This is a genomic window from Shewanella sp. 433 (assembly GCF_059338565.1).
Window position 1 is genome coordinate 2,412,696 of the sequence record NZ_CM181703.1, and the last position, 24,775, is coordinate 2,437,470.

Annotated in this window: 18 protein-coding genes; 10 read left to right on the forward strand and 8 right to left on the reverse strand. The window is 46.5% G+C overall.

Annotated features, from left to right (window positions below; genetic code table 11):
- Nucleotides 1-248: 248 nt before the first annotated feature.
- A complete protein-coding gene (locus tag AC5YB1_RS10650; RefSeq protein ID WP_494519136.1) occupies nt 249-1,766 on the reverse strand; it encodes a fumarate hydratase in 1,518 nt (505 codons plus the stop codon).
- 130 nt (nt 1,767-1,896) lie between these two features.
- Between AC5YB1_RS10650 and pabB the strand changes: the two genes are divergently transcribed.
- Both pabB and AC5YB1_RS10660 read left to right on the forward strand, forming a co-directional pair.
- Nucleotides 1,897-3,339 carry an aminodeoxychorismate synthase component I gene (gene pabB, locus AC5YB1_RS10655; RefSeq protein ID WP_494519137.1) on the forward strand — a complete coding sequence of 481 codons (1,443 nt, stop codon included), beginning with the start codon at nt 1,897-1,899 and terminating at the stop codon, nt 3,337-3,339.
- The gene (locus tag AC5YB1_RS10660; RefSeq protein WP_494519138.1) at nt 3,320-3,910 is read left to right on the forward strand and encodes a CoA pyrophosphatase; all 591 of its coding nucleotides are present in this window, start codon (nt 3,320-3,322) and stop codon (nt 3,908-3,910) included. Before pabB ends, AC5YB1_RS10660 begins: the two co-directional genes overlap by 20 nt.
- A 70-nt stretch (nt 3,911-3,980) precedes the next feature.
- Here the strand turns inward: AC5YB1_RS10660 and AC5YB1_RS10665 are convergent, their stop codons facing one another.
- Entirely contained in the window at nt 3,981-4,316 is a 336-nt protein-coding gene (locus tag AC5YB1_RS10665) for a hypothetical protein (protein ID WP_494519139.1), read from the reverse strand.
- A gap of 462 nt (nt 4,317-4,778) precedes the next feature.
- Here AC5YB1_RS10665 and asnS point away from each other — a divergent pair, with 462 nt between their 5' ends.
- Both asnS and AC5YB1_RS10675 read left to right on the forward strand, forming a co-directional pair.
- A complete protein-coding gene (gene asnS, locus AC5YB1_RS10670; RefSeq protein ID WP_494519140.1) occupies nt 4,779-6,179 on the forward strand; it encodes an asparagine--tRNA ligase in 1,401 nt (466 codons plus the stop codon).
- A gap of 202 nt (nt 6,180-6,381) precedes the next feature.
- A complete protein-coding gene (locus tag AC5YB1_RS10675; RefSeq protein WP_494519141.1) occupies nt 6,382-6,810 on the forward strand; it encodes a secondary thiamine-phosphate synthase enzyme YjbQ in 429 nt (142 codons plus the stop codon).
- A 73-nt stretch (nt 6,811-6,883) separates the two neighbouring features.
- On the opposite strand, the gene AC5YB1_RS10680 is transcribed toward AC5YB1_RS10675, so the two are convergent.
- The 5 genes from AC5YB1_RS10680 to AC5YB1_RS10700 all read right to left on the reverse strand — a co-directional run bounded on the left by AC5YB1_RS10680 (nt 6,884) and on the right by AC5YB1_RS10700 (nt 16,108).
- Nucleotides 6,884-10,117: a DEAD/DEAH box helicase gene (locus tag AC5YB1_RS10680; RefSeq protein WP_494519142.1), complete on the reverse strand. Its 3,234-nt coding sequence runs from the start codon at nt 10,115-10,117 to the stop codon at nt 6,884-6,886.
- A 233-nt stretch (nt 10,118-10,350) separates the two neighbouring features.
- Complete coding sequence (locus AC5YB1_RS10685; RefSeq protein WP_494519143.1) at nt 10,351-12,609, reverse strand: bifunctional diguanylate cyclase/phosphodiesterase; 2,259 nt, start codon at nt 12,607-12,609, stop codon at nt 10,351-10,353.
- 70 nt (nt 12,610-12,679) lie between these two features.
- Nucleotides 12,680-13,894, reverse strand: coding sequence for an RsmB/NOP family class I SAM-dependent RNA methyltransferase (locus tag AC5YB1_RS10690; RefSeq protein ID WP_494519144.1), 1,215 nt, complete (start codon nt 13,892-13,894; stop codon nt 12,680-12,682).
- A 204-nt stretch (nt 13,895-14,098) separates the two neighbouring features.
- The gene (locus tag AC5YB1_RS10695) at nt 14,099-15,499 is read right to left on the reverse strand and encodes a DEAD/DEAH box helicase (RefSeq protein ID WP_494519145.1); all 1,401 of its coding nucleotides are present in this window, start codon (nt 15,497-15,499) and stop codon (nt 14,099-14,101) included.
- Nucleotides 15,500-15,739: 240 nt separating this feature from the next.
- Nucleotides 15,740-16,108, reverse strand: coding sequence for a hypothetical protein (locus AC5YB1_RS10700; RefSeq protein WP_494519146.1), 369 nt, complete (start codon nt 16,106-16,108; stop codon nt 15,740-15,742).
- A gap of 387 nt (nt 16,109-16,495) precedes the next feature.
- On the opposite strand from AC5YB1_RS10700, the gene fusA reads away from it, so the two are divergent.
- A complete protein-coding gene (fusA, locus tag AC5YB1_RS10705; protein WP_494519147.1) occupies nt 16,496-18,580 on the forward strand; it encodes an elongation factor G in 2,085 nt (694 codons plus the stop codon).
- Nucleotides 18,581-18,668: 88 nt separating this feature from the next.
- The gene (locus AC5YB1_RS10710) at nt 18,669-19,289 is read left to right on the forward strand and encodes a 3'-5' exonuclease (RefSeq protein ID WP_494519148.1); all 621 of its coding nucleotides are present in this window, start codon (nt 18,669-18,671) and stop codon (nt 19,287-19,289) included.
- Between the two features lie 177 nt (nt 19,290-19,466).
- On the opposite strand, the gene AC5YB1_RS10715 is transcribed toward AC5YB1_RS10710, so the two are convergent.
- A complete protein-coding gene (locus tag AC5YB1_RS10715; RefSeq protein WP_494519149.1) occupies nt 19,467-20,153 on the reverse strand; it encodes a DUF3334 family protein in 687 nt (228 codons plus the stop codon).
- Nucleotides 20,154-20,607: 454 nt separating this feature from the next.
- Between AC5YB1_RS10715 and AC5YB1_RS10720 the strand changes: the two genes are divergently transcribed.
- From AC5YB1_RS10720 to ptsP, 4 genes are all read left to right on the forward strand, one after another.
- Entirely contained in the window at nt 20,608-22,236 is a 1,629-nt protein-coding gene (locus AC5YB1_RS10720) for a methyl-accepting chemotaxis protein (protein ID WP_494519150.1), read from the forward strand.
- Between the two features lie 110 nt (nt 22,237-22,346).
- Complete coding sequence (locus AC5YB1_RS10725; RefSeq protein ID WP_494519151.1) at nt 22,347-22,742, forward strand: ACT domain-containing protein; 396 nt, start codon at nt 22,347-22,349, stop codon at nt 22,740-22,742.
- 31 nt (nt 22,743-22,773) lie between these two features.
- Nucleotides 22,774-23,031, forward strand: coding sequence for an HPr family phosphocarrier protein (locus AC5YB1_RS10730; RefSeq protein ID WP_494519152.1), 258 nt, complete (start codon nt 22,774-22,776; stop codon nt 23,029-23,031).
- A 13-nt stretch (nt 23,032-23,044) separates the two neighbouring features.
- Nucleotides 23,045-24,751, forward strand: a complete 1,707-nt coding sequence (gene ptsP, locus AC5YB1_RS10735; RefSeq protein WP_494519153.1) for a phosphoenolpyruvate--protein phosphotransferase — start codon at nt 23,045-23,047, stop codon at nt 24,749-24,751.
- Nucleotides 24,752-24,775 lie beyond the last annotated feature (24 nt).

A 24,775-nucleotide genomic window follows, 5' to 3' on the forward strand; every position in this document is an offset into this window, starting at 1 on the left:
CAAATGAACGCCGGAATAAACCCGACCCGAGAATGTATATGCGCAAGCACACTAAACAAAAATGGGGGATTAGGCAAGTTGCCTATCCCCCATTTTTATTTACTTGGTTAACACAAGTAACCAACACAAGTGACTCACGCCTATAGCGAATGTGTACTTATGCGCTTAACTTTGGTTAATAAGTGCCGCTAAAAACTAGCACACTGGCAGACTGATTAATTCAGATGCGAGTAAACTGTTAAGCGGTATTAACTCAGCTTGACTTTCCACATTGCCGGGCCCGTTTCGTGGGCATTCACACCATCACTGTCCACGGCGACAGTGACAGGCATATCTTGCACATCAAATTCATAGATAGCTTCCATACCTAAATCTTCAAATGCCACGATCCGTGACTTCTTAATCGCTTTGGATACTAAATATGCTGCGCCGCCAACCGCCATTAAATAAACGGCTTTATGCTTCTTAATCGACTCAACGGTTGCAGGTCCACGCTCAGCTTTACCTATCATGCCCATAAGCCCGGTTTTATCGAGCATAAGATCGGTGAATTTATCCATACGGGTTGCGGTTGTGGGTCCTGCTGGGCCAACCACTTCGTTGCCAACAGGATCGACTGGGCCAACGTAATAGATAAATTTACCGGTAAAGTCGACGCCTTCTGGCAAGCCTTCGCCACTTTCTATCAATGTTTGAATGCGCTTATGCGCCGCATCGCGGCCGGTAAGCATTTTACCGTTGAGTAATAGCACATCACCGCTCTTCCACTGCTCAATATCGGCTTGGGTGACGGTATCAAGGTTGACACGGCGCACATCTTCGCCCGCTTCACGGGTGATCTCTGGCCAATCGGCAAGTGATGGCGGCGTGAGCTCTGCAGGGCCAGTGCCATCTAAATGAAAGTGCACGTGGCGCGTGGCGGCGCAGTTTGGGATCATCACCACAGGTTTTGATGCCGCATGGGTTGGCGCCGATTTAATTTTAATGTCGAGCACTGTGGTTAACCCGCCGAGCCCCTGCGCGCCGATGCCTAACTTGTTAGCACGCTCGAAGATCTCCAGACGCAGCTTTTCTTCAGTGGTTTCTGCGCCGCGCGCTTGCAACTCGTGAATATCAACCGGATCCATTAATGATTCTTTGGCCATCACAGCGGCTTTCTCGGCGGTGCCGCCAATGCCTATGCCAAGCATGCCCGGTGGACACCAGCCAGCGCCCATGGTCGGTAAGGTTTTTTCGACCCATGCGGCAATATCATCCGATGGGTTTAACATCACCATCTTAGATTTGTTTTCCGATCCACCGCCTTTAGCGGCAATGGCCACTTCAACATGATTGCCAGGTACCATATCGATATGCACAACCGACGGTGTGTTATCACGGGTATTTTTACGGCTGCCAGCAGGATCGGCCACTATCGAGGCACGCAGTGGATTGTCAGGATTGGTGTAAGCACGGCGAACGCCCTCATCGACCATCTGCTGCACTGTCATGTCGGTCTTGTCCCACTGAACGCCCATGCCCACTTTAACAAAACAGGTGACGATACCCGTATCTTGACATAGTGGACGTTTGCCTTCGGCTGACATACGAGAGTTAATCAAAATCTGAGCGATCGCATCTTTAGCCGCCGCACTCTCTTCTCTGTCATAAGCTTCGGCCATGGCATCGACAAAGTCTTTTGGGTGGTAATAAGAGATATATTGCAATGCATCGGCGATGCTTTCGATAAGATCCGCTTGCTTAATAATGGGCTGTTCTATACTCACAGACGTTTCCTTGGTTGCAGTTTAGTTATTTATGCCCTGTGACAGGGTCGGCTATTTTTTTGAATCCAGTCACAATATGATACTCTTTCGCGACTTTTAGGGGAACATCACATTTTACAAAGGTTAATTGATGGTTTATTCGTCTACTCAAGGTGTTGCAGTAAAAACCTTACCGTGGAAATACTCTACCACCGAGGTATTTAGCCATTTTTCACAGCGTCCTTGGGCCATACTGCTCGACTCGGCCAATGCCGAGCATGTTGATGCCCGTTACGACATCATTTGTCTCGATCCTATCGCCACCTTAGTCACCCAAGGCGACACCACGTTTATCACTCATTTACCGCAAACCAGCGCTATGCAACAGCCACCGTTTAAGAGTGAACATGGTGTAGAGCACAGCAATGCCGATCCCTTTACCTTGCTTAAGCAGCTAATTAAGCGGTATTTTCCCGAGTCTAAAGCCTGCCACTTGCCATTCAGTGGCGGCGCCGTCGGCGCCTTTAGTTATGATTTGGGCCGGCGCTTAGAATCCTTGCCCAGCATTGCAGAAAAAGATATAGACCTACCTGAGATGAATGTCGGCATTTATCCTTGGGCGCTGATTTTTGACTATCACACCCAACAATGGTCAATGGTGCATTATCACGGTGAGGCGCAGTTACAATGGCAACTGACACAGATTGAGCAAGCATTAGCCGGTACGCCAAGCCACGCCCCTTTTGCGCTGACGAGCGACTGGCATGCACAAATCGATGTAACGGACTACCACGCTAAATTTAATGCGGTGCAAGCTTATCTGCACAGTGGTGATTGCTATCAAATTAATCTTACCCAGCGCTTTATGGCTAATTATCAGGGAGATGAATGGCTAGCCTACCAAACCCTGCGCCAAAGCAATGGTGCGCCCTTTTCAGCGTTTATACGCCTAGAACACCATGCCTTATTGTCTATATCGCCTGAGCGTTTTATTCAACTACGCGAAGATCAAATTCAAACTAAACCCATTAAGGGCACCTTACCCCGAGCAGCCGATCCCGTTGCTGACCGTAATGCTGCGGCGCAGCTTGCCAGCTCAGAGAAAGACCGCGCTGAAAACCTAATGATTGTAGACCTGCTGCGCAATGACATAGGTAAAGTGGCCAAACCTGGTAGTGTTAGCGTGCCAAGCCTGTTTGCCATCGAAAGCTTTCCGGCGGTGCATCACTTAGTCAGCACAGTCACAGCAACACTCGACGTGGGTTATCATGCTAGCGATCTGCTGCGCGCCGCATTTCCGGGCGGGTCGATCACTGGCGCACCCAAAATTCGGGCGATGGCGATCATTGAAGAGCTTGAACCTTCAAGACGCAGCCTCTATTGCGGCTCCATCGGCTATCTAAGTCAAGATGGGCAAATGGACACCAGCATCACCATTCGCACCTTAGTGGCTGAAAAGCAGCGTTTATATTGCTGGGCGGGTGGCGGTATTGTGGCAGACTCGCAAGTGGATGCCGAATATCAAGAGAGCTATGATAAGGTAAGTAAGATCCTCCCTATTTTAGCGAAGAGTCATGACACTGGACGAATTTAAGCAGCGCTACGCCCTGCAGCTGTTGCCCGAAGATAACGCCCCTCAAATCACTCGCTCGCTGCGTGAAGCGGCAGTATTGGTGGGGCTAATCGAAAAAGAGCACGAACTGCACCTTATCTTAACTAGGCGCCCGACTCACCTGCGTGCCCACCCTGGACAGATCAGTTTCCCCGGCGGAAAAGTAGAAGCGCAAGATGTGGATTATACTGCGACGGCGCTGCGCGAAGCCTTTGAGGAGATCGCCCTGCCACAAGATAATGTGCAAGTGTTGGGGCAATACCCCATGTTTAATACCTTAACGGGTTTTACCATCGCCCCCATTGTCGGCATTATTAAGCAAGAGTTTGAGATTATTTTAGATCCGGGCGAAGTGGATGAGCTCTTTACTGTGCCGCTGTCATTCTTATTAAACCCAGATAACCGCGTCATGAAGCGATTTACTCGCCGAGGGATAAGTTACCCAGTGTATTTTATTCCCTTTAATCAGCATATGATTTGGGGAGCCACTGCGGCGATGATTGATAAAATGTGTCGTCAGCTTAGTAACGATGTCGATAGAAGCATGGATTAATCCAGTGATTAATCTTTAAATTAACAACAATTATGACACTTACCTCAGTCGATAGCCTATTCACTTTAGCTTAAATCACAAAGCTCAAATAAAGCCCTGCCGCTGTCGAAGTGAGTAACAATAGCGGGATATTAAACCAGTAACCCAATCGACTACGATTCGCCACATAAAAATTAAACCCTAAATTAAGTAGACTTATGGCGGCGCAGGTCCAAATCACATATTCGAGTCGTAAGGTGATTTCAGGGTCCCAACTCAAACGCACACTAGCCCCTTTACTGATAAAGTAACCGACCGCGCGATCAGGCCTTGCTGCATCAAATAACAGCAGCGCATAAACGGCTAACGACCAGCCCAGAATCGACAGTGAGCCTAATAATACATGGAACAGCTTAATTTTTGTCATTGAGTCGCCTTTTATCTGGCATTAACAGTAGATCACTGTTGCTTAGCTCCGTTAGGCCGTCATTAGAGTGGACAATAAGCCCAGAGCCATTAACAAAGTTATCAACCATGCTTATGGATATCCATTTATTCCATCACGTAGCAATCGGCTAATCTTGAGTCTAACTCATTCAATCACCAATGAAAGATAACGATGCACTTTATGGCATCATTTTTTTGGCTGGCGAGATTTTAAACCTAACAAGTACCTCCCTTGCCCCATTGAGTATCATCATGGATTCTCATCCTGACCATAGTCTGTGCTGATAATTGCACAGACTTAACCCAAGCTAACCGTTAAACAGCAGATTATTTGCCGTCAACTGGGTTTATATGTGGTTTTTCCCTTGAGAAAAGCCGCCAGCAAGGTAAGATAAACCTCCAAAATTTTTAATAAAACGATTCGTTGGAGAACTAAGCAACAATGAGCATTGCATCTGTCGCTTCTGTATTTAAAGGTGATTTTGCGGTTGGTTCGCAAGTTACTGTGCGCGGTTGGGTAAGAACTCGCCGAGATTCCAAAGCCGGCATCTCTTTTCTTGCCGTTTATGATGGTTCCTGTTTTGACCCAATCCAGGGCGTGGTGCCAAATAGCTTAGCCAATTATGACGAAGAGGTCCTTAAACTGACCACAGGTTGTTCTGTGATAATGACGGGTGACGTCGTTGAATCACCAGGCCAAGGTCAAGCATTTGAGCTGCAAGTATCTAACATTGAAGTCACTGGTTGGGTGGATGATCCTGATACCTACCCCATGGCAGCAAAACGCCACTCTATCGAACACCTGCGAGAATTAGCGCACCTGCGTCCACGTACCAATATTATTGGTGCTGTAGCGCGCGTGCGTAACTGTCTATCACAAGCTATCCACCGTTTTTATAACGAAGAGGGCTTCATCTGGGTTTCGACTCCACTGATCACCGCATCAGATTGTGAAGGTGCCGGTGAAATGTTCCGCGTATCGACCCTGAATATGGAAAACTTACCTCGCACCGACGACGGTAAAGTCGACTATAAAGAAGACTTTTTCGGCAAAGAGGCCTTTTTAACGGTATCGGGGCAGCTTAACGCTGAAACCTACGCAAGCGCCTTGTCTAAGGTCTATACCTTTGGCCCCACTTTCCGCGCCGAGAATTCAAACACCAGCCGTCACCTTGCTGAATTTTGGATGGTCGAGCCTGAAGTGGCCTTCGCCGATTTAGATGATGTGGCCGGTCTAGCCGAGCGCATGTTGAAATACTGTTTCAAAGCCGTGCTTGAAGAACGCCCTGATGATTTAGCCTTTTTCGCCCAACGCGTCGATAAAACCGTTATTGAGCGTTTAGAAAACTTCGTTAATAGCGACTTTGCCCAAGTCGACTATACCGATGCGGTTGAGATCCTCAAAAACTGCGGTAAAAAGTTTGATTTCAATGTTGAATGGGGCATTGACCTGCAATCTGAGCATGAGCGCTATCTGGCTGAAGAACACTTCAAAGCCCCAGTGGTTGTGAAGAACTATCCAAAAGATATTAAAGCCTTCTATATGCGCCTTAACGAAGACGGCAAAACCGTTGCCGCGATGGACGTATTAGCGCCAGGTATCGGTGAGATCATCGGTGGTGCCCAGCGTGAAGAGCGTTTAGATGTGCTCGATATGCGTCTTGCTGAAATGAACCTGAGCAAAGAAGATTACTGGTGGTACCGTGATCTGCGTCGTTATGGCACGGTGCCACACGCAGGTTTTGGTCTAGGTTTTGAGCGCTTAGTCTCTTATGTGACGGGTGTGTCTAACATTCGCGATGTGATCCCTTTCCCACGCGCACCTAAATCAGCCAACTTTTAAGCGACAACCGATTAGCTTGGTGATCAAGACAAACGCCCCTAAGAGTTAATTTTAGGGGCGTTTTTTTATGGTCTTTATTGTGCGATAAGTTGTAATAGCAATTGAGAAAACATTTACGATAGCCATCAGACAGTGGTTACGATAACCATCAGACAGTGGTTGAGAATCGTCATTTACGATTGCAATGAGGAGATAATGCCCCATGTGGATACAAAAACAGATAATCTTAACGCGTAAGCCACGCGGATTTCATCTGATAACCGATGAGGTAATGGCTGCCGTGCCAGAACTGCACAAACTTAATATTGGTCTGGCCCACCTGCTATTACAGCATACCTCGGCCGGACTGACCCTGAACGAAAATGCCGATCCCAGCGTGCGCGAGGATTTTGAGCAATATTTTAATCGCCTCGCCCCAGAAAATGCGCCTTACTATACCCACACCTATGAAGGAAGCGATGATATGCCTGCGCACCTTAAGTCATCCTTGCTGGGGGCTCAGTTGAGTGTCCCCATCACCCGCGGCCAGTTTAATTTAGGCACTTGGCAAGGGATATACCTGTGTGAGGCGAGAAACCATGCCAGCGAGCGCACGTTACTGATCACCATACAAGGTGAAGAGTCACTGTGACTTAGGTAAAGTAACAAGCCAAGTGACTAAAACCAATAATAACTAGCCAACTGACAAACCACTATTGCCAATATTAACCAGGTGGCACATCATCAATAGGTTGCAATAGCGCGAGCCAATCATCACTGTCCATCTCGGCTACCGACAGGCTTTCTGTCTGATACATGCTTTGCGCTAATGCTTGTTTGGATTGCTGCAGCTGTTGAATACGTTCTTCGACAGTATTTTGGCAAATCAACTTATATACAAACACCGGCTTTTGCTGACCAATACGGTATGCGCGATCGCTGGCTTGCTCTTCGGCCGCAGGATTCCACCAAGGGTCGACATGAATAACCACATCCGCCTCGGTCAAATTGAGGCCTGAGCCCCCCGCTTTAAGGCTAATAAGAAACACATTGACCTCGCCGCTGCGAAACCTGTCGATGCTTTTATCTCGATGGCGACTCTTACCCGTTAACATCTCATAATCGATCCCTTGCTGGTTTAGCTGGGCGGCGATGAGATCGAGCATGGTGGTAAACGATGAAAAAATAAGGATATTACGCCCATCTTCAATCATGTTAGGTAATTTATTGGCAAGCCATGCCAGCTTGGATGACACTTGTGGCCCGTCATCTGTCAGCTCAGCTAACTGAATATCTGCGCCGATAAGTTTGCCCTTGGCGGCCTCGCTAGCGTCGCTGTCATTGCCTTTACCATTATCAAGATATTCGAGCCCAAGGTATTGGGCATCCGTTGCTTGGCTTGTGTCAGACACATTGCCGAGTTTGAGCATAGCCGGATGACAACACACTTGCCGCAGCTTTAACAGTGCATTGCTTATTGCCAACCGGTTGGCCTTGGCCCCGGTTTGCAGTAAGGCCAGTTGCAGCTGCTCAGCGACCGTTAACCTAATTGTTTCATACAGATCGGCCTGTGTTTCGCTAAGTTCAATCAGGGTATTTATGACGGTTTTCTTTGGCAGTTCGGTCGCCACTTCCGCTTTGGTGCGGCGTAGCATAAAGGGCGCGATCCGCTGGGCTAACTTACACCGCGCGGTATCGCACTGATCTTTTTCTATCGGCAGTTTAAATTGACGTTGATATTGGGCGGCAGTGCCCAGAAAGCCCGGCATCAAAAAGTTAAATAAAGACCACAGCTCACCCAAGTGATTTTCCATCGGTGTCCCCGTGAGGCACAGCCGGTGTTGGGTCTTTAACCTATTAACCAATTTAGTCACTTGGCTGCGGCTATTTTTGATGGTTTGCGCTTCATCTAAAATCACTTGATACCATTGCTGGGCTAATAACAGCTGTGCATCTTGAGCCAAGATCCCGTAACTGGTGATCACCATATCCACCTTATTAAGCTGAGATAGCTGCTCATGCCTAGCTCGTCCACTCCAGACTAAGGTCGTTAATGACGGCGCGAAGGTCGCCGCTTCACGTTGCCAGTTACTCAGTAAGCTGGTGGGCGCGATAACCAGCACAGGCGCGGTTAATAGCCCCTGTTGTTTATCTAGCAGTAAACTGCACAAGGTCTGAATGGTTTTGCCTAGCCCCATATCATCGGCCAAGATCCCGGCAAAATGGTGCTGTTTTAAAAACTGTAACCAACTGACGCCTTGGGCCTGATAAGGCCGCAGTTCAGCCTTGAGCCCTGCCGGTGCACTGAAGGCTGCCGCTTTTGGGTTAGCCCGTAAATAGGCGGTCAAGGCCTGTGCTTGTTTCTTCAGCCAAGTGGCACCGAGCCATTTAAGGGCTTTAGTGCGCTTGTCAGTTAAATCTTGGCGCATGGCATCATCTAACTGAGGTAATCGCGCTAACTGGTGACGCGGTAAGGCTAAATGTTGTGCTTCATTAAGCGGTTGCTGGTCAAATAACTCACCCAGTACGCTTAAGATCCGCGCGACTCGGGTTGCAGGCAAGATCAAAATCTCACCCGATTCGAGCTCCAGTGATACGGGCTCGCGCCCCGCTTTATCGGTTAACTTGCCTTGGCGAATAAGATTAATGAGTAAGGGAAGAATATTGACGCGCTCGCCATCTACCTCAACGCCTAAGCTCAGTTCAAACCAATCGGCATTTGGGGTATTAATTTCGGCGTACCAAGTATTGGCCGCTAATTTTACAAAACGATTTTTAGCGGCAAAATGGACATGCCACCCCACCAATGATAACTGGCGAAAGAAGACAGCATGTTCGCTAATATCATCAGGGATCACCCGCGTGCCCGCTGGCACACTCATGGCGATGGGTGGCTCAAAACAATGGCTAACTAGCGCTAACGCATTAAGTTGCAGTTGATACTGAGCGATTTGGCCTAATAAGGGTTGATGATCACAAGCGATATAAAGCAGTTGCGCTAAGGAGTATGCTACGCCGCGATGCACCATAGTAAATACCGCCACATCTAACGGCTGCATCGCCTGCACTTGCCAGGGGAAATCGATACTGTGGCGCACCACTTCGATACAGGGCTGCCATTCTCCGTCACGATCAATGTGTTCAAGCAGTTGCTGGTTTAATTCACTGTTTTGGCGCTCATCAATAACGATTGTGCAGCTTACTGGCTCGACATACACCTGGTCACTGACAGCGACAAGAAAGTGAGTATCGACATAATCTTCATCGTAGTGGGCATCACAACGCAGTGGCGTCTTATCTAACGTTTGGTAGAAACTGCGGCCACTGGCACAGAGTAAGCGATAAAAATCGCTCGTCAATCTTGGCGGTAACGCTAAGTCTATCTGCTCGAACTGCGTGAGGATCTCATCGCCACTGAGCTGGGCTGTTAACAGTGACAATAACTGTTGGTCAGTTTGACTGACATACTTAGGCAATGGCGCACTACCAATGATGTCAAAACCTAACTTGCCCCTTAGCTGATAGGTGCCATTTTTATTCAAATAGCCTTTATGAACACTTAAACGCAGCGCACCTTCATCGCCATAAATCACATACAGTACCCTGTGGCGAGCCATCGCTGGGAACGGGTCAAACTGTTGATTGGCTTCACTCTTAAATAAACGAATTGCCGTATCGATGCGCCGGCTGCGTTCATTGGTATTATTGCTTTGCTGTGCAAGGTGTTCTATGGCCAAAGCGGCGATATGTGCACAGTTGGCAGCGTGGCAGCTGCAATGGCCGCTAAAGCGATCACTGGGCACAAGTGAGAGATGAGCGGCGTAGTCCCCTTGCTCGGTTGTAAAGTGCCCTGCTATCTCAGTGGCGGACAACTTAACGTCGTTAAGTTGTCCCGCTAATAGCAGTTGTAATCCCGCGAAAACTTGTTGATGGGCAAAAACCTGGGTTAGTGCAAACAATGACATCTTCCATAGCCCAATAATCAGGCCATTAATCTTTCGACAAAGGCCGAATCATAGCATTAGTTGCCCGCTTTCCCTAGCCGATAAACACCTCATTTGTCCCTGAGGAACAGATATTGCGCAATCTCGCTAAACTCAGATAAACAGCGGCTGTGGTTGAAGATAAATATAAACCCCTGACATCAGTTAGCGATGTTAAAGGCACTATAAGATCATTGATGTGGGCCATGCTACTGAGCAGAGGTTCTACCATTAACCTCACCCAAAAGCGCGATAAAATCGGCTTTAGGCAAGGGGCGAGAAAAATAATATCCTTGCACCAACTCAATGCCCAGCGACTTTACCAAATCTAATTGTTCTGTATTTTCAACACCTTCAGCAACTACACTAAGCTCTAGTGCTTGACTCATTTTAGTGATGGCATTTACTAATGCTTGTTGCTTAGTCGAGTGCTCGCAGTTATGGATAAAACTTTTATCAATTTTGAGTTGATCGCTTGGAAAGTGATACAGATAAGACAGTGATGAGTAACCTGTACCAAAGTCATCCACCGCAATACTGCAGCCCAACTGCCGTAACTGAGCTAATTGATCGACTAAACTATTCGCTTGCTGAATTAACACCGACTCGGTGATCTCTAGTGTTAAGCGCTTATAGTCAAATGGTTTATCGAGAGTGCTAACAATTGACTCAATCGAAGCCAGTACACCTAGCGGTTGCGAGTGCATCATTAACTCTTGGCTTGATACATTAACCGCGACCGAAAAATCATAACCCTCGCCATGCTCCACAATCAAGTGCATCGCCTGTTCTCGTACCCAATGACCAATATCGATAATTAAGCCGCTCGACTCTGCAACTGGTATAAATTCATCTGGGCGGATAAATTCGCCAGCATGACACCATCTTAATAACGCTTCAGCGTGTGTTATTCTACCGCTAGCGATATTAATAACGGGTTGGAAATACACTTCAAACTCATTATTCAGTAACGCCGTTTTCAGCCACGAGTACAATAACGCCAGACGCTGGGCGTTGTCGCGCATGGTTAGATCAAAAAAAGTGAACTGATTTCGGCCTGCATCTTTAGCGGCATACATGGCTTGGTCGGTGCAATTAAGTAAGGACTCTAAGCTGTCGGCGTCTTGCGGGTAAAGCGCAATTCCGATACTCGAGCTAGTGTAAACCCGTTGAGTATCACTGAGTAAATACGGCTGCGCACACGCCTCGTTTAAGGCACCGGCCAACTCGCCGATTATCTGTTTATCAAGCAGGTTGGGCAGTAGTATTGCAAATTCATCACCGCTAAGCCGACCAACAACACCTTGAGGGGGTTCGGTGTGTGACCCAATGACGTCACTGAGCCGCTGCGCGACCTGTATTAATAGTTGATCACCATAATGGTGGCCTAGGTTATCGTTAACCTGCTTAAAATTATCTAAATCCATCAGCATCAGGGTAAAACCGTAACCCAACTGACTTAGGTCAATTTCTGCTTCAATGCGTTGCAGTAGTTGGGTTCGATTGGGTAAAGATGTTAAGGCATCAAAATTAGCTTGGAAGTCTATTAGGGCTAGATCTTGTTTTCGCACACTAATATCGAAAAATAGCCAAGCATAGAGCCGTTCATCATGGCGGATATCGTCTACCAGCATGACGGTCATATCTGCATAAAATAGGCTGCCGTTCTCGCGGCTGAGCTGCACTTCACCTTGCCAATGAACATGATCATCAAGTTGATTGAATAACCCTGCCAACGGGTGTTTTTCATCGCACAAAATATGCCTGCCAGGAACGAAATGCTCACTTGCCGCCGTCGTTTGCATCAGTTGGTAATAACATGGGTTGGCATCGAGCACACGCCACTGGTCATTGGTGGTAACTAAGGCGATAGGAAGGTGGTTGAAAATAGCACTGGCTTGACGTTGAAACTCAAACGCACGGCTGCGCTCAATGGCGAGACTCGCCAAACGCGCGGCTTCTTGGATTAACAACAAATCGACGGGCTTGGGTGACTTAACTTGCCCATAATACATGGCAAACGTGCCTAAGACATTACCGTTACTGCCTTTAATGGGCTCTGACCAACACGCCAGCAAATCATTATCAAGGGCAATCTGCCGATAATTACGCCAATTGGGATGGTTGGCAATATCACTAGCGATGACGCGTTTACCCGTATAGGCCGCTTCGCCACAAGAGCCGATCCCAACGCCAATCGGAAGCCCTTCGATGGCGTGGTTATAGCGGGCTGGTAAGCTTGGGGCAATACAAAACTGCAAGTGTTGCCCATCACTGCTAAGCAACAATACCGAGCTGCGAGTACCGGGCTGTTGCTGCTCAATTAAGCGCACTAGCGCCGCCAAAATATCACTCAGCGGCGCGCCAGCTAAAAGCATATTGAGAATTTTGTTATAACGTTTAATACTTATTTCAACATCGCTGCACTCATCAATAACGACATCCGTTACGTTATCCCCTGTCTGCATAGCTTTCCTTGTTTTTAGCGCTGCCCTGCGCGCTCTTTACACTATTACTTTATTGCGCTTACTCATCAGGTTATTCGGCATCACGCTTCATTCTAGCAAGATAAAAACCATCAAATCCTGACTCAGCCACACTGATGGTTTCATCATCGATAAAGCTAAAGTGTGGATTGGCGGCCAAAAACGCATCCACTTGTTGACGATTTTCTTGTGGCATTATCGAACAGGTGGCGTAAATCAATATGCCATCGACTTTGACCATACGGCTATAACTTTGCAAAATGTCTTTTTGCAGCTGCACCAGCACAGGTAAACGTTCTGGAGTGTCACGCCATTTAGCATCGGGATTACGTTTAAGGACCCCAAGGCCTGAGCAAGGCACATCGAGCAAGACTCTATCGGCGGTCAATTTTAGGCGTTTAATGGTTTTGCTGCTGGCAATGATCCGAGTTTCGACATTATGTGCGCCGCCACGTCGAGCGCGTTGCTTAAGGCTATCGAGTTTCCACTGCTCGACATCCATCGCTAACAAGCGACCTTTACCTTGCATTTGCGCTGCGATCGACAGGGTTTTTCCGCCAGCACCGGCGCATGCATCAATGACGCGCATGCCAGGTTTGGCGTCCACAGCTGCCGCAACCAGTTGTGAACCTGCATCTTGCTGTTCAAATAATCCCGCTTTAAAACTATCGGTGCGAAACAGTGCCGAGTCAGATGTCACCTGTAGCGCCGTGTCTACGCCATCAACGCGCTGAGTTTGTACCCCTTCGCGAGCCAATTTTTGCTGTAACTCTTCTGGCTGACACTTCAATAAATTAGTACGTAAAAATCGCTGTGGCGCCATGGCTAATGCGGCGCGCTCAGCAGCCCAAAGGCTGCCCATTTGTGCCACGCCGAGTTCGTCGAGCCACTCGGGGCAACCATCAAACAGCGGCTGGTCAAGCTTGGCATGCGCTAAACGCTGGTCAAAATCGGCTTGCTCTATCGTCAAGGTATATGGCAATTTGGGCAATTCAAGCCCATGGAACATATGCCAAGCATTAAGTAACCGTGAACCTAAACGTTCAATATCTACTGGCGCCATATCTGCTAAATAACAATACAGGTTTAACCGACGTAATAAATCGCCCGCTACGGTGGTGATCCTCGCCTGTTCTGAAGGCGCTAACTTTAGCCCAGAAAAATGATGCGAATAGGCTCTATCTAAGGGTTTCCCCTCATTGAGCACCATAGTGAGTACATTAATAACTAATTCGGTTGAACTTGGAGAGAGTGACGCGTTTAGCATGATAAAGCCTGTTAAGAAAAATCGGGAGGATCATAGGAGTTAGCGCGCCAATACGCAAGTACAACGCGCGTAGCTAATGTGATAAAAATAAATAACGTTTGATACTTATATAAACGTATTACCTAAGCTGTCTGCACTGATATCAACAAGCATGTGAATGCTTATTGATATCTTAAGGCCACCATTTCAGCTAATAACGTCAGGTTATGATTTATCGGTCCATGGGTTAAAGCTAGGCTGTGAAGTGGCATTATCAGCCTTTTTACTTATAGAGTTAGTTTTACTGGCACCCGGTTGATGTCGAACAGACCCTGAGCGGCCCTTATTACCATCACCTTGAATGCTGCAGGTTGATTGGCCCTTACTCTTTTGTGGCATTTTGTTACCGTCATCTGCCGATAAAGCGCCTTCTACACGCTGTTTAGGTCGATAATTTAAAATTGAGGTTGGCACGGCTTTACGCGGCGCAAACCCTTCTATTTCTCGGCGCTCCAGTAAATGCCCCAAGCGACTTTCAATCATACATAAATTTTTAAAATCATCTTTAGACACGAGTGATATCGCCTGCCCTTGAGCACCAGCACGACCGGTACGGCCAATTCGATGTACATATTCATCGGCGGGGAATGGCAAGTCATAGTTGATCACCAAAGGCAGATTATCAATATCGATGCCACGGGCAGATATTCCAGTGGAGATAAGATACTTAATCTTACCCGCCTTGAAGTCGGCTAAGATCTGCTCTCGGATCGCCTGAGCGCGGCCGCTGTGAATGCAATCGGCCTCAATGTCACGCTTCTCGAGTTGGCTAACCAACTTCGCCGCGCCATGCTTGGTCTCGATAAAGATCAGCGCCTGCGGCCAATTATGTTGTTGAATAAGGTGACTCAGTAAGGCCGACTTTTTATCTTTATCGACTGTGGTGATCCACTGCTCGATATTGGGCTTGGCTGACTCATCTTTAGTCACCGACAAATGAATGGCATTGGGAACGGTCTCTTTTGCCAATTCGCGAACCTGACGCGATAGGGTCGCCGAAAACAACAAGTTTTGCCTATCTTGTGGCAAACTATCGATGATCTTAGTGATATCTTCGATAAAGCCCATGTCGAGCATTCTGTCGGCTTCATCAAGCACTAACACTTCAATTTCATCAAAATGAATCGCGCGTTGGGTGTAAAGATCCCTTAAGCGACCAGGGGTGGCCACCACAATATCGACGCCATCAATGAGTTGCTGCTTTTGCGCCGCTAACTCCACACCACCATAAATCGCCATCGATTTAAGGTTAAGGTATTTACCATACAGCGCAATGCTGTTGTCGACCTGCAGAGCTAGCTCGCGCGTGGGAGTTAAGATTAATGCCCGCGCCCGTTTTTTACGTTGCGTCTCACCGGTTGCTAGACGAGTCAGAATAGGCAACACGAAACTGGCTGTTTTACCGCTACCGGTCTGGGCTGCGGCAATCAAATTTTTCCCCTTTATCGCCAGCGGAATCGCTTCGGCTTGGATAGGTGTTGGGGTCGAATAGTCTAATTCGTTAAGCGCGGTAATTATGGCGGGGTTTAGCCCGAGTGTAGCAAACCCAAGTGATGAAAATGACATGTAAAATCTCAGTGTGAGTCCTAAACCTGACTTCAAGGCGCCTTGCAAGGCAGCATTAAACGCAAAATGGGACAAAAAAATTAGCTAAATAGATTGTAGCCCTGCTAACTTAATCAACAAGTCTATCAAGAAGCGGCACCACAATCGTGGCGCGGATTATAACAGAACTCCAGCAAGTGTATAAAACCCTTTGCGGCCAGTCACTCCACTGTGTGTGACTGAGCCAATCATAAAATCGACTTAGTGACCCTGATTAATCGCAATTAACCGGGTAATAAAACGCGTTAATGCGGCTGCATCGGCAAATTTAAAGCCTAAACCGTAATGGATACCGTTAAGACTCTTTTGTACTCGCTTAGGAAAACGAGTCATCTCACTATGGTGTACGAACCCTGTTTTATGTTTTACCCCATCAAGAGCTGTCAATTCAGTTAAAAACACTTCATAGGCCGGACGAATAACCAAGAGACAATCTTTTTCAGCGCCGTAGAGATAAAAAGGCTCTTTTAACTCGGGTAACATATATTCGGTCATTTTTTTAACCGTAAAATTAGTTCTGCAGTTAAGCTCGCTCAACAGCCCGGTGATGTCACTGTGTTCAATGGCCACGCTAATACTCCTGATAGATGATGCCCCTTGCCGATGATGTCGCCAGACAAGAGGCCGTTCGTTATGTTAACAGTGCACGGTCCAATAACCTACAAAACACCGCCATTGAATACGCATCACCATCACCACATAATCTTCAGTGCTGAAAGCGGCTTACATTTAAACAAAATAATATAAGTGATAAATGGGCTCGCGCCAAACGCACAAAAAAGCACCAACCCAAGGCATGACAAGGCTTGTAGCTAGGGGTAATCGTTTATGTATAAGGAGAAAGTTGACCTAATTGGGCAAAATTGAATGATTTTAAGAAAAATCTATAAAACAATTCTAAAAGTATTGATATACTTCCCCCCGAATTTTAGAACGTAACTCCAATAGAGTAGAAAAATGACTGATTTATCAAAGTACAGAAACATTGGTATCTTTGCTCACGTTGATGCGGGTAAAACTACTACAACTGAGCGTATCCTTAAGCTAACTGGTAAAATCCATAAATCCGGTGAAACTCATGACGGTGAATCTACAACTGACTTCATGGAACAGGAAGCTGAGCGTGGTATTACCATTCAGTCTGCTGCTGTAAGTTGTTTTTGGAAAGACCACCGTTTTAACGTTATTGACACCCCTGGCCACGTTGACTTTACAGTAGAAGTATATCGCTCTCTTAAAGTACTAGATGGTGGTATCGGTGTATTCTGTGGTTCTGGTGGTGTTGAACCACAATCAGAAACCAACTGGCGTTATGCGAACGAATCAGGTGTTGCTCGTATCATCTTCGTAAACAAGTTAGACCGTATGGGTGCTGACTTCCTACGCGTTGTTAAGCAAACTAAAGACGTACTAGCGGCTACGCCACTAGTTATGGTTCTGCCAATCGGTATCGAAGATGAGTTCAAAGGTGTTGTTGACCTACTGACTCGTAAAGCATGGGTTTGGGATGATTCTGGTGAAGCAGAAAACTACGCCATCGAAGACGTACCAGCTGACATGGTTGACCTAGTTGAAGAATACCGTGAAATGCTAATCGAGACTGCTGTTGAGCAAGACGATGACCTGATGGAAGCTTACATGGAAGGCGAAGAGCCATCTATTGAAGAGATCAAGCGTTGTATCCGTAAAGGTACACGTAATCTTGACCTATTCCCAACATACTGTGGTAGCGCATTTAAAAACAAAGGTATGCAGCTACTACTAGACGCAGTTGTTGACTACCTGCCAGCACCGACTGAAGTTGATCCTCAGCCGCTGACTGATGAAGAAGGTAACGATACAGGTGAAGTTGCCCTAGTTTCTGTAGACGAGCCACTAAAAGCACTTGCATTCAAAATCATGGATGACCGTTTTGGTGCCCTAACCTTCGTACGTATCTACTCTGGTAAGCTTAAGAAGGGTGACACCATCCTTAACAGCGCAACGGGTAAGACTGAACGTATTGGTCGTATGTGTGAAATGCAAGCTGATGAGCGTAACGAACTTGAATACGCACAAGCGGGTGACATCATCGCTATCGTTGGCATGAAAAACGTACAAACAGGTCACACACTATGTGATGTTAAGCACCCTTGTACTCTTGAAGCCATGGTATTCCCTGAGCCAGTTATCTCTATCGCTGTGGCGCCAAAAGATAAAGGCGGCAGTGAGAAAATGGGGATCGCTATCGGTAAGATGATCGCTGAAGATCCATCATTCCGCGTAGAAACTGACGAAGACTCAGGCGAAACCATCCTTAAAGGTATGGGTGAGCTTCACCTAGACATCAAAGTTGATATCCTAAAACGTACTTACGGTGTTGACCTAATTGTGGGTGAGCCACAAGTTGCTTACCGTGAAACTATCACCAAAGAAGTTGCTGATAGCTACACGCACAAGAAGCAATCAGGTGGTTCTGGTCAGTTTGGTAAAATTGACTATGTTATCCGTCCTGGCGAGCAAAACTCTGGCTTTACATTTAAGTCATCAGTTGTTGGTGGTAACGTACCAAAAGAATTCTGGCCTGCTGTTGAAAAAGGTTTCGCCAGCATGATGAATACCGGTACTGTTGCTGGTTTCCCTGTGCTTGACGTTGAACTAGAACTTACCGACGGTGCTTTCCACGCAGTTGACTCGTCAGCTATCGCGTTCGAAATCGCAGCTAAAGGTGCATTCCGTCAGTCAATGCCTAAAGCCGGTGCACAACTTCTTGAGCCTATCATGAATGTGGATGTATTCAGCCCAGAAGACAACGTTGGTGATGTGATTGGTGACCTTAACCGTCGTCGTGGCATGATCAAAGACCAAATGGCTGGTGTTACTGGTGTTCGTATTAAAGCAGACGTACCGCTATCAGAAATGTTCGGTTACATCGGCTCATTACGTACAATGACATCTGGTCGTGGTCAGTTCTCTATGGAGTTCGCTCATTATGCACCATGTCCAAACAGCGTAGCTGAGAAAGTTATTGCTGAAGTTAAAGAAAGAAACGCTAAGAAGTAATTTTGACTTTTTAGCTTAATTCTTAAACTTAAAAACCCTGACGATGTAAATCGTCAGGGTTTTATTTTTTTAATGGATAAACAATAAGATGAACAGTGCAAACAGCGTTGTGGTATTAGATTTCGAAACCACGGGTCTCTCCCCTACTCAGGGTGATCGCGCCATCGAAATTGGTGCAGTGAAATTGCAGCAAGGTGTGATTGTTGACCGTTTTCAGCAGTTAATTAATCCGGGGTTCAAGATCACTCATTTTATTGAGCAGTACACAGGCATTACCAATGCCATGTTAAGCGAGGCGCCTAGTAGTAACGTCGTGATGCATGATTTTGCCGACTTCATGGGTGACGCTAACCTCATCGCACACAATGCCAGTTTCGACCAGCGCTTTCTTGATGCTGAATTGGCACGGATACACCGCCACTATTCTGGCCGTTTTGCCTGCTCAATGTTGGTAGCTCGACGTATTTACCCAGAGGCCAGTAATCATCAACTATCCACCTTAGTGGCTCATAATCGTATCGAGCAACAAGGTGACTTTCACCGCGCATTAGCCGATGCAGAGATGACGGCGTTATTATGGCAACATATTCTCGACACCTTATGCCAACACTGGCAGTGCCATGCGCCAAGTTTTGCGATGATGGCGGCATTGCAGAAACAGCCCAAAGCTAACCTTGAGCGTTTCTTTGCCAAATATGCAAATAAGTAAATTACTACAAGCTATCTCATTTAATCACGGACAAGCGATAACGTTTATTAGCTTCAATACACTGGCATGGCCGCATTATATTGAGCGTCACTTTTATACTGACACTTTAAAGTAACTCTTACTTTCCCAGCGAAGCTGACCTGCCGTTAGTTTTATAGCGGTCAACGCTAGTGTCAATTAAATACCCAACTCCTTCATTAAGTCATCAGTATCGTCGACCACCACCGCTTGATTGACCGATTTAGCCCAAGACGTCGACGCTCCGGTACCATGTTGTGCCAATAGCGCATCGGGATCGTGCTCTTCATCATGCTCAAAATCTGCCAATTTAATAAATTCGGTTTTATCCATGGCAAATTCAAGGTAAAAAATATGGTGTTGCGCTGTCTTAAATGCCACACGCCTTGCCACGGCTTCATCAAGGTTGGTATCAATGGAAATGGTCAGCTCTTTATTAATGGTGAGCATTTTAGGTTGGCTTTGATTAATCGAGGTTTGTAGTTCTTTATTCACCTTAACGATAAAGTCGCCTAAAATCTGATTCATCAGTTCGCCCATAATATCGGCGACTTCATCTGAGGTATGTGAGAAGGCTAACTCAGACTCAGGCATCCCCATCTGCTTCATATAAGCTTGATAAAGTTCGATAGCCGCCTTAGCTGAGAAGTTGATCACCACTAAACCAGAGAAACCACCATCGAAAATAGAGAAACAACCTAGATCAGGTTTTAAGCAGGTCTTATTAATACTCTGCACCATGGCAGCATGCGAGACTGGGCTCGATGTGGCGCTCGACAGCACGTGAGAAACCGAGTGGCAAAGCTTTAATAAAATATCATCTGAGGTGATCACTTGAGATGTCATCGTTACGTTTATTCCAAAAAATACAATGTTTAATTCTGCGCGTAAATGCCATAAAAATCAAAGCTAAAACAATATATTAGTCTGTCTAATCACTAAGCTAATGACTAAATAGTAACTTTTGACTTAAGTCACTGCTCGAATTCACTTCACCTGCGCTTTATTATTACCAAGTTTGTCTGTGTTATCTAAGGTATTAGGCTTGCACACTCATATCACGCCGCCGACTGACAGTTGGGTTTAACGAATCTATTAACAACTCCTGCCTAAATAAAAAATCCATTTCAGCTGGCTAAAGTAGACCTTAGTAGTAAGGCGACCCAATGAATATATATTTCGTGAACTTGATCAATTATTTAATAATTATAACCGCTTAAATCGACTATTCATTCTCGCCCCCACCGATGACAAGGTATATTGGCTGTAGATAATGGCTTGCAACATAAGTAGGGACATCATGCTCGCGATTCTTAGACGATTTACGATACTGCAACGGCTAATTTTTATGCTAGTACTTGCCGCAATTGGCACGTTCGTTTTTGCTAGTTTTTCAATTAATGAGCAACGCAATAATTTAATTAATGAGAAATGGGTACAAAACAATGCCCAACTCGCCACCATGTTAAGCATCATCAAGTCGCATTATTTCCAAGTGGAACAAGGTAAAATCAGTGCTACTGCAGCACAAACCGAAGCCGCCGAACTGGTTAATCACGCTCAATATGGCCAACATGGTTATTTCATCTTGTTTGATGACAGCAACAGTATTATCGCTAACGGCGGCAATACTGATTTAATCGGTCAATCGATCCAGGCTCTTGGTCATGCTGAGGCCTTTAAACAGCTGTTAAGTCAGGCACAGCACGGCGAAACCGCTCAACATATGATCGATATGCTCAACCCCAGTGACGGCAGCCAAGAACAGGCATTGGTCAGTGCCCAAACTTTTACGCCTTGGGGCTGGACCTTGATAACAAATGGCTACATGAGCGATGTCAATGACACAACCATCAGTGTGATGTATGACTATTTAGGCATTATGCTGCTGATTTCTCTACCTATTTTTGCTTTCTTCTTGGTGCTTAATCACTCCATTAGTGCACCATTGACCCAAGCGATTGATGCCATGAATGATATCGCCCAAGGTGAAGGTGACTTAACCAAACGTCTGCCTACTATAGGTCAAGATGAAGTGGTTGAATTGGCCAAAGCATTTAATGTTTTTGTCGGTAAAATCAATCATATGGTCGCAGAGCTGCAACCGGTAGGACATCATCTTAACCAAGACGCCGATCGTTTACTTAATGCAGTTAGCGAATCCAATGCCAGTGTCGATCACTTACATCAAGAAACCAGCAATGTTGCCACCGCCATAAACCAAATGTTGTCGACCACCCAAGAGATGGCCAGTAATACTCAGCAAGCGGCCGATGCCGCAAACAGTGTCAAACGACAAGCCCTTGACAGTAAAACGCAAATGGATAGCACGGTTCGTAATACCCATAAGCTGGTGGAAGAGCTGCGCAGTGCTGAGATGATCACCGAACATCTTGGGGTGTCTTCACAGCAAATTGGCAATATTTTAGAGGTGATCAGAGGCATCGCAGACCAAACTAATTTGCTGGCACTCAATGCCGCTATCGAAGCAGCTCGTGCAGGAACTCATGGTCGTGGGTTCGCCGTAGTCGCCGATGAAGTACGTGCATTAGCCAACCGTACTCAAGACTCAACGAATGAAATCCAAAAAATTGTGACTGATATTCAAACCGGTGTTGCGAGTGTTATCGCCAGCAACAATCAAAATCAAGGCCAATCTGAACAGCTACAGACTCAAGCCCAAGCGGTTGGTGACTCACTCACCGCCATTTTGGAGTTAATCGCCCATATCAGCGATATGAATACTCAATTGGCCAGCGCGACAGAGGAGCAATCTTTGGTGACAGAAGAGATTAATCGTAACGTCTGTAGCATAACCGAACTATCAGAAGTCTCAGTAAAAGCTAACGAAAGTAATCGCCTAGCAGCGGAGTCACTTAAGCAAATAAGTCAGACAAGTACCCAGATCTTGGGGCAATTTAAAGTGTAAGGCTAAAGCCTATACCAGATAGAGGAGCGCGATTTAGCGCTCCTTTTTTTTAAGTAAACTGTGATAAGCTTAACGTTATTGTTACTCCCCCTTAAGCGAGAGCTAGGATTATGGCGCGCATGACATTGGCAGTTCACCCGCAGCTTTACACTATCCACAGCTTTAGTCCTGATGCAATACTTGATCCTGCCGTGTTACATCAACCAATGTTTTTTATTGGGAAAACCAAAGATGAATTGTCTGTGGTGGTCCCAGCCACATTAGCCTTAAACAGTCTTGAGCAGGAAAATGATTGGCGTTGCTTTGAAGTCGTGGGGCCGCTTGGTTTTTCAATGACAGGTATATTGGCAAATGTCTCCGCCACCCTAGCTAAGGCACAAGTGAGTATTTTTGCTATTTCAACCTTCGATACTGATTATCTACTGGTTAAAAAGAATAAGCTTGACATAGCCATCACTGCGCTCAAAAAAAATAATTATCAGATCATTCATTATCAAGGTGAGTAGCAGTATTTTTCCTGGTTAAAAGAGTCCATTTATGTACCAAAAAACAGTGACCATCATGGCTGAGCACGGCATTCATACCCGTCCAGCGGCGTTATTAGTAAAAGCGGCGAAACAGTACGATTGTGATATCCTCGTCGAGTGTCAAGGCAAACATGCTAGTGCCAAGAGCTTGTTTAAGCTACAAACATTAGGCTTATATAAAGGTGTTTCTGTCACCGTCAGTGCGGACGGTGACCAAGCACAACAAGCGGTAGAGCATGTCTCTGCACTGCTGATCACCTTAAGTTAACAAGGAATTGAAGATGAGCATTACAGGTATAGCCGTGGCGGGGGAAATTGCCTTTGGGCAGGCGAAAGTGCTCTCCCCTTATAACAGCCAACTCGATTACCATCTGTTACCGCCTGCGCAGCTGGGCATTGAACAAGCACGACTCGATAAAGCGCTCGCCTCATTAATTCACCAAATCAAGCGCAGCGCAGCGCATCTCGCTCCCAGTAGTGAACATTACCAACTAATCGAGGCTGATTTACTGCTGTTAGAAGATGCAGAGTTGCAAGCGGAACTGCACACGGCAATATACCAGCAACAGTTTTCAGCGGCATTAGCGGTGGAGCATACTTTTGCTAAGCAAGCTCAAGCACTGCAGGCGCTGGATTCCCCTTATTTAGCCAGTCGCGCTGATGATGTCTTAGCGTTAGGCCAAAGAGTTATAACCACACTGCTCACGGGTAAATGCAGTACATTAACCCAGCTGCCCAGTAACAGCATAGTGATCGCCAAAGATATCACCCCTGCAGAATTTGCCTTGTTACCGTTAGATAACATCGCTGGTCTAGTGTTGCAGACGGGGGGGATTACCAGCCATAGCGCAATTTTAGCCCGGAGCTTCAATATCCCCACTCTGGTGGGCTGTGAATGCAAGCTTGAGGATATCGCCGATGGCACCCCCCTCGCCATCGATACCCTCAATGGCTTACTGTATATCAACCCAGATGCTGAGCAGATCACTCAACTGACACTCGCCCAGCAACAAGCATCACAACGCAAAACTGAACTTCTTAAGTATAAAAACCAACCTACTCAAACCGCAGATGGTCACGCGATTACCCTACTGGCTAACGTTGGCTGCATCAGCGAAATTAATCATCTTAGCGAAGTTGGCGGTGAGGGCGTTGGGCTATTTCGCACCGAATTTATGTTGATGAACCGCCAACAACTGCCCGATGAGCAGCAACAATATCAACTCTATTGTGATGCATTGCAGCTACTTGACGGTAGAACACTGACTATTCGTACTATCGATATCGGCGCTGATAAAGAGGTACCAGCTTTATCGATGCCCGTGGAAGAAAACCCAGCATTAGGACTACGCGGTGTACGATACACCCTCGCCCATCCCCAACTATTTTGCACGCAGCTTAAAGCCATTTTGCGAGCAGCCAATCAGGGGCAGATTCGATTAATGTTCCCCATGGTCAATCAAGTAGAAGATCTTGAAGCCATATTGGCGCTTATCGACCAGTGTAAAGCTGAGCTCATTGAACAAGAAAAGGGCTATGGTCCACTATCGATAGGTATCGTCGTCGAGACCCCCGCAGCGGTATTAAATCTCGATTCGATGTTACCACTGCTGGACTTTATCAGCATAGGGACTAATGACTTAACTCAATATGCAATGGCAGCGGATAGAGGTAACCCCGAGCTGATTAAACGCTACCCGGTACTCTCACCAGCTATCGTCAAGCTCATGAGTCAAACCATTAACCAAGCCAATGTAGCCAAGGTGACAGTCTCATTATGTGGCGAATTAGCCAGTAACCCACGCGCCACCGCCCTGCTGGTAGGCCTTGGCATTGATGAGTTAAGCGTCAACTTAGCCGCGCTATTAGAGATAAAACAAGAGCTCAGCCGCTGGACTTATACCGAGTGTGTCGAACTGGCGCAACAGGCTAGAGTGATTTCGCGCATAGATACACTAAATGAGTTGTTAACACGCTGTCACTCTTGATAATTTTTGAGTATGCTATCGAAA